We start from the raw sequence: 14949 nt of genomic DNA, 5'->3' as shown, positions 1-14949 counted from the left end.
CGCCTTTAGACGCGTGCCGGAAATCCAAGGGTTATACCCTAAGAGCAAACCACCCCTTTTAGGGGTGGTTTTGATTTCACGTCACCTTGCTCGCTTAGGGTCGTTTTCGCTGACGTTGCCAAGACATTGGCGTCAACATGGTTGGCGTTGGCGATGGCGTGCTGGTCAATCCTTACAGCTCGTACAGCGTGGTGAACTTGTCCTGCAGGTAGCTGCAGTAGTAGCGGGCGTCAAAATCCATGCCGCAGGCACCCTTGATGAGTTCCGGCGCGTCCTTGGCGCGGCCCCACTGCCAAATGTGCTCGCCCAGCCACGCGCGGACGGGTGCCAAGTCGCCGCTCGCGCAGGCACCGGTAAGGTCGACGCCGTCGCGGCACATGGCCGGCACAAACATGGCATCGTAGGCGCTACCCAGCGCATACGTGGGGAAGTAGCCAAACGAACCGCCGCTCCAATGCGTATCCTGCAGGCAGCCGTGCGTGTCGTCGGGAACTGGAATGCCCAGGTACTCGTCCATAAAGCGATTCCAAAGCGCGGGGATGTCCTTGGCCGTAGCCTCGCCGGCAAACAGCATGCGCTCGATCTGGTAGCGCACCATAATATGCAGCGGATAGGTGAGCTCGTCGGCCTCGGTGCGGATCAACGACGGCTGCGCGATGTTCACGGCGCGGTAGAGCGTGTCTTCGTCGACGTCGCCGTAGACCTCGGGCGCGTGACGACGCAGCACCTCGAGCAGCGGGCCCATAAAGGCGCGGCTGCGACCCACGGTGTTCTCGAAAAAGCGGCTCTGGCTCTCGTGGATGCCCATGGAGGTGCCGCCCTCCAGGCACGTGCGCGCATAGGCGGGATTGACGCCCAGCTCGTACATGGTGTGCCCCGCCTCGTGGATGATGCTGTAGACGTTGGAGATGCAGTCGTCCTCGTAGATGTGCGTCGCGATGCGCGCATCGCCCACGGCAAAGCCCTCGCTAAACGGATGCTCGGTAAAGGCAAGCGCGGTGTCGTCCAGGTCCAGGCCGACAAGCTTCATAAGGTCGAAGCTCATGGCGCGCTGGGCAGCCTCGGGCACGTGGGCGTGCAAAAAGTCGGCAGCCGGCTGCTGGCCGCGCTCGCCGATGGCGTGCACGAGCGGCACGACCGTGGCCTTGACCTCGTCGCAAAACGCGTCGAAGCTCTTGGCGGAAAGGCCGCGCTCGTACTGGTCGAGCCAAACGTCGTATGGATCGCGCTTGGGGTCCATGAGCTCGGCCTGATGCTTAAGTTGGGCGACGATTCTATCCACATAGGTCTCAAAGCTCGCCCAGTCGTTGGCTGCCTTGGCCTTGTGCCACACGGCGTCCGCCTCGCAGGTGAGCCTGGTCCAGGCCTCGGCTTCTTCGGTGGGGATGGCACTGGCCTCACGTTGATCGCGGCCGAGCACACGGATCTCGTCGAGCAGCTGAGGGTCGTCGATTTTGCCGCCGGCGACGGTCTCGCGCGCTAACGAGCGTACGAGCTCAACGGACTTCTCGCTGGTCAGCAGCTTGTGATGCTCGCCGGCAAGCGTGCCCATGGCGTCGGCACGCGCTGCTGCGCCGTTGGCAGGAGCAATCGTCGCTCCATCGAACTCGGCAATCTTGAGCAGGTACTCGCGAGTCCACAGCTTGCCTTCGAGCTTGCGGAGCTTCTTGATGCTCTTGCCCGCCTTGGCCTTCTTATCGAGTTTCTTTCCCATACCTATATCCTTGATCTCGCAGGTCGAGCGCCACGGGTGGGCGTGCGGCCAGTTTGCACAGCTACCTGCCTTGTACCCAGTGCGAACAAAACGGAACGCGGCGATGCACACGCAGAATGTGTTATCCTATAGCCCAATGCGTTGACGGAGAGGGTTTTGCCCGCCGCGTCGCCGGCAAGAGAGGGAAGGTCATGGGCTGCGAGCCTTCCTGTGGTGACAAGGGCCAAGCGTTCACTCCCGAGCAGCGACCTCAACGGGCACGCGGCCAGCGGCGGCGAAGCCCCAGTAGGGAAGCCGTGAGCCTCGCGACAAGGGGTACAGAGTGGGCGCGGCGGGCCAGACATCCGCCGGGTCAAACAAGGTGGTACCGCGGAATTCAACCGTCCTTGGGCAATGCACATGCCCGAGGGCGGTTTTTTGTTACCGAACCGGGCCGCGTTTTCACAACGCCAGACGGTGGCAGCCGCCTCGGCAAACGGAGAGCGCGAGAGACGAAAGGGAAGACATGAGTCTGATTGATGATCTGGTCAAACTCGAGGAAGAGGCCAAGGAGCTCGTCGCAGGCGCCGACGACGCAGCCAAGCTCGAGGCTGCGCGCGTTGAGCTGCTCGGCCGCAAGGGCCGCATCACCGGCCTGATGCGCATGATGGGCAAGCTCGCCCCCGAGGATCGTCCCGTGATGGGCAAGCGCGCCAACGAGATGCGCCAGCTGATTGAGGGCATGCTCGACGAGCGCAACACCGAGATGAAGGCCGCCGCCCTCAAGCGCGCACTGGAGCACGACGCCGTCGACATCACGCTGCCGGGCATCCGTCCGCAGATCGGCCACCAGCACCTGATCAAGCAAATCATCGAGGAGGCCGAGGACATCTTCTGCGGCATCGGCTACACCGTCGAGTCCGGTCCCATGGTCGACACCTCCTACTACAACTTCACCGCGCTCAACGCCCCTATGGATCACCCGAGCCGCTCGGCCCGCGATACCTTCTACGTGGTCGACAATAACCCCGGCAGCGTCGCGCACCCCGAGGCCCACGCCCACGGCGAGTCCGACGTGCTGCTGCGCACCCAGACCTCGGGCGTGCAGATCCACACCATGGAGTCGCAAAAGCCGCCCATCTACATGATTTGCCCGGGCACCGTCTACCGTCCCGACACGGCCGATGCCTGCCACCTTCCGCAGTTCAACCAGATCGAGGGTCTGGTCGTCGACGAGGGCATTACCTTTGGCGACCTTAAGGGCACGCTCGACTACTTTGTTAAGTGCATGTTTGGCGAGGACCGCAAGACGCGCTATCGCCCGCACTTCTTCCCCTTCACCGAGCCCAGCTGCGAGGTGGACGTGAGCTGCCACGTGTGCGGCGGCAAGGGCTGCAACTTCTGCAAGCACAGCGGCTGGATCGAGATCTTGGGCTGCGGCATGGTCGACCCCAACGTCCTGATCAACTGCGGCATCGATCCCGAGAAGTACACCGGCTTCGCCTTTGGCATTGGCGCCGAGCGCGTCGCGGCCCTGCGCTACGACCTGCCGGACCTCAGAACGCTCATGACGGGCGATATGCGCTTCTTGAACCAATTTTAAGTTGACCTGTCCCGGCGGCTTCCCGAGCCACCGCACCTTGCCTTTCAATCGTCGGTTGCGTACCTAAGTACGCGGCCCTCCTCTTTCAAGGCAATCTGCGGCACCTCGGAAACCCGTCTCCGTAGCTGGAGTTTTCCGTCTGTTTATTGCAGGCGTTACAGATGAAAGGAGACCAGTTAGATGCGCGTTTCTTACGACTGGCTCAAGACCATGATCGATATTCCGGAGGATCCCAAGACCCTTTCGGACGAATATATCCGTACCGGCACCGAGGTCGAGGCGATCGACACCGTGGGCGAGTCCTTCGACCACGTGGTGACCGCCAAGGTGCTCACCAAGACCCCGCACCCCGATAGCGACCACATGTATGTGTGCTCGGTCGATGTGGGCGACAAGAACCTCGATGCCGACGGCAATCCCGCTCCGCTGCAGATCGTCTGCGGCGCGCAGAACTTCGAGGCCGGCGACCACATCGTCACGGCCATGATCGGCGCTGTCCTGCCCGGCGACGTCAAGATCAAGAAGAGCAAGCTTCGCGGCGTCGTGTCCATGGGCATGAACTGCTCTGCGCGCGAGCTCGGCCTGGGTGGCGACCACTCCGGCATCATGATTCTGCCCGAGGACACGCCCTGCGGTATGCCGTTTGCCGAGTACGTGGGCTCGAGTGATACTGTGCTCGACTGCGAGATCACGCCCAACCGTCCCGATTGCCTGTCCATGATCGGCATGGCCCGCGAGACCGGTGCCATTTTCGACCGCGATTTCCACGTGGAGCTGCCCGCCATCAAGGCGGAGACTGGCCGCGCGACCGACGACGAGCTTTCCGTCGAGATTGCCGACGAGGGCCTGTGCGACCGCTATGTCGCCCGCATCGTGCGCAACGTGAAGGTCGGCCCGTCGCCCGACTGGATGGTCAAGCGCCTTAACGCCCTGGGCGTGCGTCCGCACAACAACATCGTCGACATCACCAACTACGTGATGATGCTCACCGGTCAGCCGCTGCACGCCTTTGACCTGGACACCTTTGCCGAGCGCGATGGCCACCGTCGCGTGGTGGTTCGCGCCGCCCAGCAGGATGAGAAATTCACGACGCTCGATGGCGAAGAGCGCGTGCTCGACGCCGGCATGGGCCTTATCACCGACGGCGAGCGCCCCGTGGCGTTGGCCGGCGTTATGGGCGGCATGGATTCCGAGATCGAGGACGACACCGTCGACGTGATGGTCGAGAGCGCTTGCTTCAACGCCGGTCGCACCTCGCACACCAGCCGCGATCTGTCGCTGATCTCCGACGCCTCCATTCGCTTTGAGCGCCAGGTTGACGAGACTGGCTGCGTGGATGTCGCCAACGTTACCTGCGCGCTCATCGAGGAGATCGCCGGCGGCGAGGTTGCTCCCGGCTATGTCGATGTTTTCCCCGCGCCCAAGACCATCGACAGCATCAAGCTGCGCCTGGCCCGCGTGCATGCCATCTGCGGTGCCGACATCGAGCCCGATTTTATCGAGCGTTCGCTTACCCGTCTGGGCTGCACCGTCGAGCGCGACGGCGAGGACTTTATGGTTACCCCGCCGAGCTTCCGTCCCGACCTGCCGCGCGAGATTGACCTGATCGAGGAGGTCCTGCGCCTATGGGGCATGGGCCGTGTGACGGCGACCATCCCGGCTGCCAAGAACCACATCGGCGGCCTGACCCGCGAGCAGAAGCTCACCCGCAAGGTCGGCGAGATCCTGCGCGCCTGCGGCCTCAACGAGACCACGACCTTTGGCTTTGCCGCCCCGGGCGACCTGGAGAAGATCGGCATGCCCACCGAGGGTCGCGGCTGCCCCGTGGTGCTCATGAACCCGCTGGTGGCCGAGCAGACCGAGATGCGTCGTTCGCTGCTGCCGGGCCTGCTGCAGTCCGTGGCCTACAACGAGGCGCACGGTACGCCCAACGTGCACCTGTACGAGCTCGGCAGCCTGTTCCACGGTCGCGAGAACGCCAGCCTGCCCAAGGAGACCAAGTCCGTCGCGGGTGTGCTCTCGGGCCAGTGGAGCGAGCAGTCTTGGAACATGAAGTACCGTAAACTGCGTTTCTTCTTTGGCAAGGGTATCGTCGAGGAGCTGCTCGCCCAGCTGCGCATCGAGAAGGTTCGCTTCCGTCCCGTCGAGGGCGAGGGCTATGCCTTTTTGCAGCCGGGTCGTGCGGCCGAGGTTCTGTCCGGCGGCACCGTGCTGGGTTGGGTCGGCGAGATCCACCCCGAGGCGCGCGAGGCCTGCGGCATCGACGAGGTTGTCGTTGCCTTTGAGCTTGACCTGGACAAGCTGATCAAGGGCGCCCGCAACCAGGAGAACTACCGCGAGTTCTCGCAGTACCCGGCCGTTGAGCACGACCTTGCCATTGTGGTCGACAATGCCGTGACCTGCGAGGATCTTGAGCGCCGTATTACCAGCGCCGGCGGCAAGCTGCTCGAGGGCGTGCGCCTGTTCGATGTCTACCGCGATCCGGTTCGTATCGGCAAGGGCAAGAAGTCCATGGCCTTTGCGCTCACGTATCGCTCGGACGACCACACGCTTACTAGCGAAGAGGTCGAGAAGGCGCACCAGAAGATCGTCACCAAGGTGTGCAAGGGCGTAAACGGCGAAGTCCGCTCGTAATCTTTGCTGTTCGGAACCCGCCCCCTGCGGGGTTTTCACGGCAACGTCCTCGCCACTTCGCGGCTGCGGGATGTTGCCTTAGAAAACCCCTCTCGGGGGCGGGTTCCTGCGTTAACCTTGTTGCGAGCGGATCGCACCTTCTTCCGGGTGACCGGAAAGTTGGGAGTGCATGGGCCCTTTATTGGGCGGTGCGTGGACCTGGGCTAATAACGTACGTATTGCAAGGGCGTGCTGCGTTGTGGGCGGTGCGCCTTTTTGTTAGTATGCAGAGTCGGTGTTACGGATTGTTGGAAACGTAACACACAACGTTCTGATTGAGAGGGCTCATGCATATTCCCGATAATTATCTGTCCCCGCAGACCGATGCCGTTATGGCGGTGGCGATGGTGCCCGTATGGGTTCACTGCATCAAAAAGGTGCGCGCCACGCTCGATCGCGAGCATATGGCGTTCCTGGGCATCTGCGCCGCATTCTCCTTCTTGCTCATGATGTTCAACGTTCCGCTGCCCGGCGGTACCACTGGTCACGCCGTCGGCGGCGCACTCATCGCGCTGCTGCTGGGCCCCGAGGCCGCGGCTATCGCTGTCTCGGTCGCTCTGGCGCTGCAGGCGCTGCTGTTTGGCGACGGCGGCGTTCTGTCGTTTGGCGCCAACTGCTTTAACATGGCCTTTGTGCTGCCGTTTGTCGCTGCTATCGTGTTCCGTGCGCTCAACAGCCGTCTGCACGACAAGAGCTGGGGCACCTCGGTTTCTGCCATCGTGAGCGGTTGGGTCGGCCTGTGCCTGGCGGCCCTGTGCGCGGCAATCGAGTTTGGTATTCAGCCGATGCTCTTCACCAACGCTTCGGGCGCCCCTCTGTACTGCCCCTTCCCGCTGTCCGTGGCTATTCCGGCCATGTTGATCCCGCATATGCTGGTTGCCGGCGTGATCGAGGGCGTGGCGACGGCCGCCATCTACGGCTTCATTAAGAAGACGGCGCCGAGCATTATCGTCGGCCCCGAAGCCGCCGATGGCCAGCTTGCCGCCGATGGTACCGCCAAGAAGACTTCCCTGATTCCCACGCTCATTCTGGTCGCCGTGCTTGTCGTGGCTACGCCGCTCGGCTTGCTCGCCACCGGTGACGCCTGGGGTGAGTGGGACGCCGAGGGCGCCGCGACCGCCGTTCAGGAGGCTGGCGACGACAGCCTGCAGGCTTCGGTCGGCCTCGACACCCCGACCTTTGCCGACGCCCTGCCCACGGGCGATTATCTGCAGGCCTATTCCGAGGAGCAGGGCCTTGGCTTTGCCGGCCAGGCTGCGATGTATATTCTTTCGGGCGTGATTGGCGTGGCGGTGCTCACCATCACATTCCGCCTGGTCTCGCTGACGGTCAAGGAAAGCGGTGCTCATGGCAATAGCCGAGCTGCCTAGTTGGCTTGCGGCCGAGGAGCGTTACGAGCCCGCGGGGGCTCGGCATCGTGTGATGCAAAAGAATGTCCTGCACCTGGCGAGCCTGCTTGAGCGGGTTCGCCTGGGTGGAGGCGCGCACGAGGGCGGGTCGATGGTCGACCGCGCCCTTTCTTGCGTTTCGGCTCCGGTGCGCCTGGTGGGGATGTTCGTTTGCGTCCTGTGCGTGTGTCTGACGCAGAGCCCGCTGTACCTCATGTTGATGGCGGCCATCGCGCTGGTGCTCGTTGCCGTGCGCCCCGTACGCGGGCTGCGTGCGACCTTTGTACCGGCGCTCGGCGCCACGGGGCTTGCGGTGGTTCTGGCACTGCCTGCCCTGCTGCTGGGCGCTTCTGCCGCGGGCGCCATGCTCAAGATCGCGCTCAAGACGTTCATTAACGTGTCGTTCGTGCTGGGCGTTTCGTGGACGCTCACCTGGAGCCGCATGTCGGCGGCGCTCAAGACGCTACAGCTGCCCGACGAGGTCATCTTTACGTTTGATATGGCGCTCAAGCACATCGAGGTGCTGGGACGCACGGCGCACGATCTGACCGAATCGGTCATGCTGCGCAGTGTGGGTCGTGCGCCTGCGGGTTTTTCGCGTACCGATTCGATCGCGGGTATCATGGGCATGACCTTTATCAAGGCGATGGAATGCAGCCGCGCGATGGACGAGGCTATGCTTTGCCGTGGCTTTGCCGGTGCGTATCCGACTCCCGCGCGGAGCGGCTTTGGCTGGCGCGATGCGGTCTATGCGGTCGTCGTGGTGCTGCTCGCCGTGTTGTGCGCGGTGCTGTAGCGCGGGCGGCCGAGCCGTCGATGTGGATAGGGAAGGGCGACGTTTTGGCAAACGATACGAATGGCGTGATGGGCGCGAGCGGTGCTACTGGCGCCAAGAGCGTGCCGCTCATCGAGTTTCGCGACGTGCTGTTCTCCTATGCGGGGCATACGGTTGTCGATGGTGTGTCGCTGCAGGTCGATCGTGGTGAACTCGTTGCCCTACTCGGTCCCAACGGCTGCGGTAAGACGACGATTATGCGCCTTATCAACGGTCTTGAACTAGCGGACGCGGGTGCGTACCTGTTTGACGGGCACGTGATCGATGCGGCATATCTCAAGGATTCCGCAGCCGCTCAGCGTTTTCATCAGCGCGTGGGCTTTGTGTTCCAGAATGCCGACGCCCAGCTGTTCTGCGCTACGGTGGGCGAGGAAGTTGCTTTTGGCCCCGCGCAGATGGGGCTGCCGACAGACGAGCTCGAGCGCCGCGTCCGCGATGCCATGGAGCTGTTCCAGGTTGCCGATCTGGTCGATGCCTCGCCCTATCAGCTTTCGGGCGGGCAAAAGAAGCGCGTTGCGCTGGCTGCGGTGGTGTCGATGAACCCCGATATCCTAGTGCTCGATGAGCCCACCAACGGGCTCGATGAGGACTCGTGCGACATCGTAGTCAACTTTTTGCTGGCCTACGTTGCTGCCGGTAAGACGGTTTTGATGAGTACGCACCATCAAGATTTGGTGCGCCGCCTGGAGGCCCGTGCCATCTATATCGATCGATATCACCATGTGGTCGAGGCGCCCGTGCCGTCGTATGGAACCGAAAGCGGTGCTGCGGAATAGTTGCTGCGTAGGGTATGTATGGCCGCCTGTGCGACTCTGCCGTGATGGTATAGTTAACCAGGTTTTATGGGGGTGGCTATGCCAAGTTGGAACATTCATATCGCTCAAACGGAGCGCTTGCTGGCACGTGCTAGCGTGCTTGCCGATAGCGTGCGCGACCGTAATGCCTTTTTGTTTGGCTGCGTGGTTCCGGATATCTTCGTGGGCTATATGGTCCCTGGCATCGCCGATCCCATTCCGTATCGCATTACGCACTTTGCAAAGCCCGAGCCTATCCCTAAGCCGCGCGAGCACGAGTTCTGGGATACCTATGTGGCGCCGCTGCTTAAAGGCGCACCCGCGGGCGAACCTGCTGAGGCTACCTCGATTGTCGAGGAGCGCGAGCGACTGAACCGCGTGCACTATCCTCAGCGCTACAGGGATGCCGAGCCGGTTGTCGGTCCCGGCGCCTGTGAGTTCTCGCTTGCGTCCGAAGATGTGGCGCAGTCGCTGCTCGATTTAACGCTGGGCGTCTGGTCGCATCTGGTGGCCGACACGGTATGGAACACGCGTGTGAACCAGTATCTGGAAGCACGCGGCGGCAAGCCGTGCGAGGAATTCCGCATTAAAAAGCAGGGCGATTTTGACTGGTTTGGCAAGACGCTGGGCATCGTTTCCATTCCGCGTGCGACCGATCGCCTCTATACCGCTGCGACGCGTTTTGGGCAGTATCCCATCCATAAAGAATATGTGCTCAAGACTATCGGCGTCATGCACGAGATTGTACGCGAAAACCCCGGCGAGCCCGATCATCCGCCGTATCGCCTGCTAACCGAGGAGTTTTTCGATGCAACGTTTACCGAGGTCATCGAGCTGACCGAGGCGGGATTTGCGGCTCGCGTCGCTGCTTCTGACGTTCCCGCAGTCCCCCTGATCGCTAGCTGCTAGCCGGCCGGCTTAACGGTGAACAGTTCATTCCAATTGACCAACGGCTCCCGTCGCAGGGCGTCTTCGGTGGTGCGCTCGGCATCGGAGAGGCTTGCGACTGAACACAAATCGATGATGCGGCATACGAAGAAGGTCTAAAAAGGGCCCGGAAGGCAATGCCTTCCGGGCCCTTTGCAATGCAAATCTGCTTGCAAGTGCGATTTAGCGCACCTGAGCGACGTAAGCGACGTTGGTCGAGGAGACCTTGTCCTCGAGCTGGACGCTCATGCGGGGATCGCCGGCGGTGGCGACGGTCAGGTCGCCGGCCTCGACGTAGCCGAGCTCCTTAGCGGTCTCGATCGCCTTGACGATCGTGCCGTTGACGGTGCCCTGGGTAATCTCGGCCTGGTGCGGGATAACGCCCCAGTACATGATCATCTGCTGGACGGCCCACTCGTGGCGGGAGAACGCGCAGATCGGCATGTTGGGACGGAAGTGCGAGATCAGGCGAGCGGTACGACCGGTGGTCGTCGGCACGGTGATGCACTTGGCGCCAACGGTGGTGGCCATGTTCACAGCGGACATACCCACAACGTTGTTGACGACGCGGGTGCCGTGAGCATCGGCCGGAACCTCGAGCGGAGCGTGGGCCGGGAGGTACTTCTCGGTCTCGAGAGCAATGCTGGCCTGCATCTTGACGGCCTCGACCGGGTACTTACCGGCAGCGGACTCGCCGGACAGCATGACGGCGTCGGTGCCGTCATAAATGGCGTTAGCAACGTCGGCAACCTCGGCGCGCGTCGGGCGCGGGTTCTGCTGCATGGAGTCGAGCATCTGCGTAGCGGTGATGACGGGCTTGTAGGCCGCGTTGCACTTGGCGATGATCTCCTTCTGGATGTGCGGAACGAGCTCGGGCTTGATCTCGATGCCCAGGTCGCCACGGGCGACCATGATGCCGTCAGAAGCCTCGAGAATCTCGTCGAAGTTCTCGACGCCCAAGGCGCACTCGATCTTCGGGAAGATCGTCACGTGCTCGCCGCCGTTCTCGCGGCAAAGCTCGCGGATGCCGCGGACGGACTCGCCGTCACGGATGAAGGAAGCGGCGATGTAGTCGATGTTCTCGGTCAGGCCAAAGAGGATGTCCTGACGATCGCGCTCGGTGATGGCGGGCAGCGAGATGTTGACGTTGGGCATGTTGACGCCCTTGCGCTCGCCGATCAGGCCGTCGTTCTTAACGACGCAGGTCATGTCCTGGCCACTGACGGACTCGACCTCGAGGGCAACCAGGCCGTCATCGATCAGGATGAGGGAGCCCTTCTCGACCTCGGAGGGCAGAGCCAGGTAGTCGAGGGAGATGTGCTCAGCGGTGCCGTGGAAATCCTCGGACGTGGGCTGAGCGGTGACGACGATCTTATCGCCGGTCTTGACGGCAACCTTCTTGCCGTCGACCAGAAGGCCGGTGCGGACCTCGGGGCCCTTGGTGTCGAGCAGGATGCCGACAGGCAGACCGAGCTCCTTGGAAATACGGCGGACGCGCTCGATGCGACCGTGGTGCTCGTCGTAGGAGCCGTGCGAGAAGTTAAAACGGGCGACGTTCATGCCCGCCTTGATCATCTCGCGGATGGTCTCGTCGCTATCGCAGGCGGGACCCATGGTGCATACAATCTTAGTGCGCTTGTACATTCAGACCTCCATCTGACATCGTCTTGCGCTGATAGATAAACCATAAGAAATAAAACCGAGATGATTATAACGAAATGCCGACCGAATACCCCAAAAAATCGACCGTATGCCGAAATGGAAGTTCATTTTTTGCGGGAAAAACGGTATATGGAAAATCTTTACCAACCACTCCAACCGCTGCTATCTGGGCGATATGTCAGTTTGGCGATGTGCCGAAGAAAAAACGTTTTACCAATGTTGAGCATCACACGGTCTGCACCGTTGCGTGCGGACCATATTTCCAAACCGATTGTTTTGGCTAGACGCGTCGCTTTGGGGTACCATAGCTCCACTATCAACTGCCGCTCAGCACGGCAGCCTTGATGAGCCCTTGCCCTTCTCCTGGGAATTATGATCGGGCATCAATCTGCTGAGTGGCCCGAATCCCAGGAGGGGACTCTATATGCAAAAGGAATACCTGTCCGCCGCGGCGGAGGTGCTCAGCGACCAAGGTGTCGATGAGAACCTCGGCCTGAGCAACGACGAGGCGTCTTCGCGCCTTGCCAAGACAGGCCCTAACAAGCTCGAGGAAGCCGAGAAGACGCCGCTGTGGAAGCGTTTCTTTGAGCAGATGGCCGACCCCATGGTCATCATGCTGATCGTTGCCGCCGTCATCAGTGCGCTCACGGGCATGGTCAAGGGCGAGCTCGACTTTGCCGATGTTGCCATCATCATGTTCGTCGTTATCGTCAACTCGGTGCTGGGCGTGGTCCAGGAAGCCAAGAGCGAGGAGGCCCTCGAGGCCCTGCAGGAGATGAGTGCGGCGCAGTCCAAGGTGCTGCGCGACGGCAAGCTCGTGCACCTGCCGAGCGCCGAGCTCGTGCCCGGCGACGTGATCATGCTCGAGGCGGGCGACTCCGTCCCGGCCGACTGCCGCGTGCTCGAGAGCGCCACGATGAAGATCGAAGAGGCCGCGCTCACCGGCGAGTCCGTGCCCGTAGAGAAGCACGCCAACGTGATCGAGCTTGCCGCGGGCACCGATGACGTGCCGCTCGGCGACCGCAAGAACATGTGCTACATGGGTTCCACCGTGGTATACGGCCGTGGCCGCGCCGTCGTGGTCGGCACCGGCATGAACACCGAGATGGGTAAGATCGCCGGCGCCCTGGCCGAGGCCAAGGAGGAGCTCACGCCGTTGCAGGTGAAGCTCGCCGAGCTCAGCCGCATCCTTACCATTATGGTGATCGTCATCTGCGTCGTGATCTTTGGCGTTGACATCCTCCGCCACGGCGTGGGCAATGTCCTCACCGACCCGACTGCCCTGCTCGACACCTTTATGGTCGCCGTCTCGCTTGCCGTCGCCGCCATTCCCGAGGGCCTGGTCGCCGTCGTGACCATCGTCCTTTCGCTCGGCGTGACCAAGATGGCCAAGCGCCAGGCGATTATCCGCAAGCTCTCTGCCGTCGAGACCCTTGGCTGCACGCAGACCATCTGCTCCGACAAGACCGGTACCCTTACCCAGAACAAGATGACCGTCGTCAAGCACGAGCTCGCTGCGCCCAAGGAGAAGTTCCTGGCCGGCATGGCGCTGTGCTCCGATGCTCAGTGGGACGAGGAGCTGGGCGAGGCCGTGGGCGAGCCGACTGAGTGCGCGCTCGTCAACGACGCCGGCAAGGCGGGCCTCACTGGCCTGACTGCCGAGCATCCGCGCGTGGGCGAGGCCCCGTTTGACTCGGGCCGCAAGATGATGTCCGTGGTCGTCGAGACCCTGGATGGCGAGTACGAGCAGTACACCAAGGGTGCGCCCGACGTGGTGATCGGCCTGTGCACCCATATCTACGAGGGCGATAAGGTCGTCCCCCTGACCGAGGAGCGCCGCGCCGAGCTCGTGGCGGCCAACAAGGCCATGGCCGACGAGGCCCTGCGCGTACTGGCGCTGGCAAGCCGCACCTACACCGAGGTTCCCGACGACTGCAGCCCCGCTGCGCTCGAGCATGACCTGGTCTTCTGTGGCCTGTCCGGCATGATCGACCCGGTCCGTCCCGAGGTGGCCGACGCTATCCACGAGGCGCACGACGCCGGTATCCGCACCGTCATGATCACGGGCGACCACATCGACACCGCCGTGGCCATCGCCAAGCAGCTGGGCATCGTCGCCGATCGCAGCCAGGCCATCACCGGTGCCGACCTCGATCGCATGAGCGACGAGGAACTCGACGCGCACATCGAGGACTACGGCGTGTACGCCCGCGTCCAGCCCGAGCACAAGACACGCATCGTCGAGGCCTGGAAGTCGCGCGACCAGATCGTGGCCATGACGGGCGACGGCGTCAACGACGCCCCGTCCATCAAGCGCGCCGACATTGGCGTTGGTATGGGCATCACCGGTACCGACGTCACCAAGAACGTCGCCGACATGGTACTTGCCGATGACAACTTCGCTACCATCATCGGCGCCTGCGAAGAGGGTCGTCGCATCTACGACAACATCCGCAAGGTCATCCAGTTCCTGCTTTCGGCCAACCTTGCCGAGGTGTTCTCGGTGTTTATCGCCACGCTCATCGGCTTTACCATCTTCCAGCCGGTGCAGCTGCTGTGGGTGAACCTGGTCACCGACTGCTTCCCCGCGCTCGCGCTGGGCATGGAGGATGCCGAGGGCGACATCATGAAGCGCAAGCCGCGCAACGCCAAGGACGGTGTCTTTGCCGGACATATGGGTCTGGACTGCGTGGTCCAGGGCCTAATCATCACCGCGCTGGTGCTGGCGAGCTTCTTTGTGGGCGTGTACTTTGACATGGGCTACATCCACATCGCCGATATGATCGCCGGCAATGCCGACGAGGAAGGCGTGATGATGGCGTTCATCACGCTCAACATGGTCGAGATTTTCCACTGCTTCAATATGCGCAGCCGTCGTGCGTCGCTGTTCACCATGAAGAAGCAGAACAAGTGGCTGTGGGCTTCCGCCGCGCTGGCACTGGTGCTGACGGTGATCGTGACCGTGCAGCCGACGCTTGCCGAGATGTTCTTTGGCCCCGTGACGCTTGAGCTCAAGGGCGTTGTCGCTGCCCTGGGCCTGGCCTTCCTGATCATCCCGCTGATGGAGATCTACAAGGCGATCATGCGCGCGGTCGAGAAGGAGTAGGTCGAAAGGCCATCCTTCCCACCGGCCCGACCGCCTGCGGGGTTTCTTCCTCGCTGGTCCTCGCGCTTCGCGCTGCGGGATCGCTCGGAAGAAACCCCTCCCGGCGGGCGGGCCTTCGGATAACCTCTCGGGACCATTGGCTGAGGGAAAGTTTGTGAGCTGGTCGGGCTTTGCCCGGCCAGCTCTTTTTGATTTAAAGGCTTTAGCCTGTGCGGGGCGCGCAGCGCGCCGCATCAGAAACCACCCGCTATGCGGGTGGGGACAACCG

9 protein-coding genes are annotated in these 14949 nt (G+C 62.4%); 7 read left to right on the top strand and 2 right to left on the bottom strand.

The features are described from left to right. Positions 1-172: 172 nt before the first annotated feature. Positions 173-1714 (bottom strand): carboxypeptidase M32, encoded by a 1542-nt coding sequence (locus ACRX4W_RS09575; RefSeq protein ID WP_117563719.1) that lies wholly within the window; start codon positions 1712-1714, stop codon positions 173-175. A gap of 505 nt (positions 1715-2219) precedes the next feature. On the opposite strand from ACRX4W_RS09575, the gene pheS reads away from it, so the two are divergent. The 6 genes from pheS to ACRX4W_RS09545 all read left to right on the top strand — a co-directional run bounded on the left by pheS (position 2220) and on the right by ACRX4W_RS09545 (position 9895). Beyond that, positions 2220-3296, top strand: a complete 1077-nt coding sequence (pheS, locus tag ACRX4W_RS09570; RefSeq protein ID WP_055250566.1) for a phenylalanine--tRNA ligase subunit alpha — start codon at positions 2220-2222, stop codon at positions 3294-3296. 180 nt (positions 3297-3476) lie between these two features. Next, the gene (pheT, locus tag ACRX4W_RS09565; RefSeq protein WP_432300242.1) at positions 3477-5930 is read left to right on the top strand and encodes a phenylalanine--tRNA ligase subunit beta; all 2454 of its coding nucleotides are present in this window, start codon (positions 3477-3479) and stop codon (positions 5928-5930) included. A 326-nt stretch (positions 5931-6256) separates the two neighbouring features. Then, on the top strand, positions 6257-7339 hold the full coding sequence (cbiM, locus tag ACRX4W_RS09560; protein ID WP_117563716.1) for a cobalt transporter CbiM: 1083 nt from the start codon (positions 6257-6259) through the stop codon (positions 7337-7339). Then, entirely contained in the window at positions 7317-8153 is an 837-nt protein-coding gene (locus tag ACRX4W_RS09555; protein WP_117786095.1) for an energy-coupling factor transporter transmembrane component T family protein, read from the top strand. The genes cbiM and ACRX4W_RS09555 overlap by 23 nt, the downstream gene beginning before the upstream one ends. Positions 8154-8197: 44 nt before the next feature. After that, positions 8198-8968: an energy-coupling factor ABC transporter ATP-binding protein gene (locus ACRX4W_RS09550; protein ID WP_229071777.1), complete on the top strand. Its 771-nt coding sequence runs from the start codon at positions 8198-8200 to the stop codon at positions 8966-8968. A 78-nt stretch (positions 8969-9046) separates the two neighbouring features. After that, positions 9047-9895 carry a hypothetical protein gene (locus tag ACRX4W_RS09545; RefSeq protein WP_089572707.1) on the top strand — a complete coding sequence of 283 codons (849 nt, stop codon included), beginning with the start codon at positions 9047-9049 and terminating at the stop codon, positions 9893-9895. Positions 9896-10096: 201 nt separating this feature from the next. Here ACRX4W_RS09545 and pyk read toward each other — a convergent pair whose 3' ends face one another. Next, on the bottom strand, positions 10097-11557 hold the full coding sequence (gene pyk, locus ACRX4W_RS09540) for a pyruvate kinase (protein ID WP_117634311.1): 1461 nt from the start codon (positions 11555-11557) through the stop codon (positions 10097-10099). Positions 11558-11999: 442 nt separating this feature from the next. On the opposite strand from pyk, the gene ACRX4W_RS09535 reads away from it, so the two are divergent. Further along, entirely contained in the window at positions 12000-14681 is a 2682-nt protein-coding gene (locus ACRX4W_RS09535; RefSeq protein ID WP_432300239.1) for a cation-translocating P-type ATPase, read from the top strand. The last annotated feature ends 268 nt before the right edge of the window (positions 14682-14949 follow it).

It is taken from the genome of Collinsella aerofaciens (genome assembly GCF_964283865.1).
Classification (GTDB): Bacteria; Actinomycetota; Coriobacteriia; order Coriobacteriales; family Coriobacteriaceae; genus Collinsella.
This window is presented reverse-complemented; position numbering and strand designations above follow the sequence as displayed.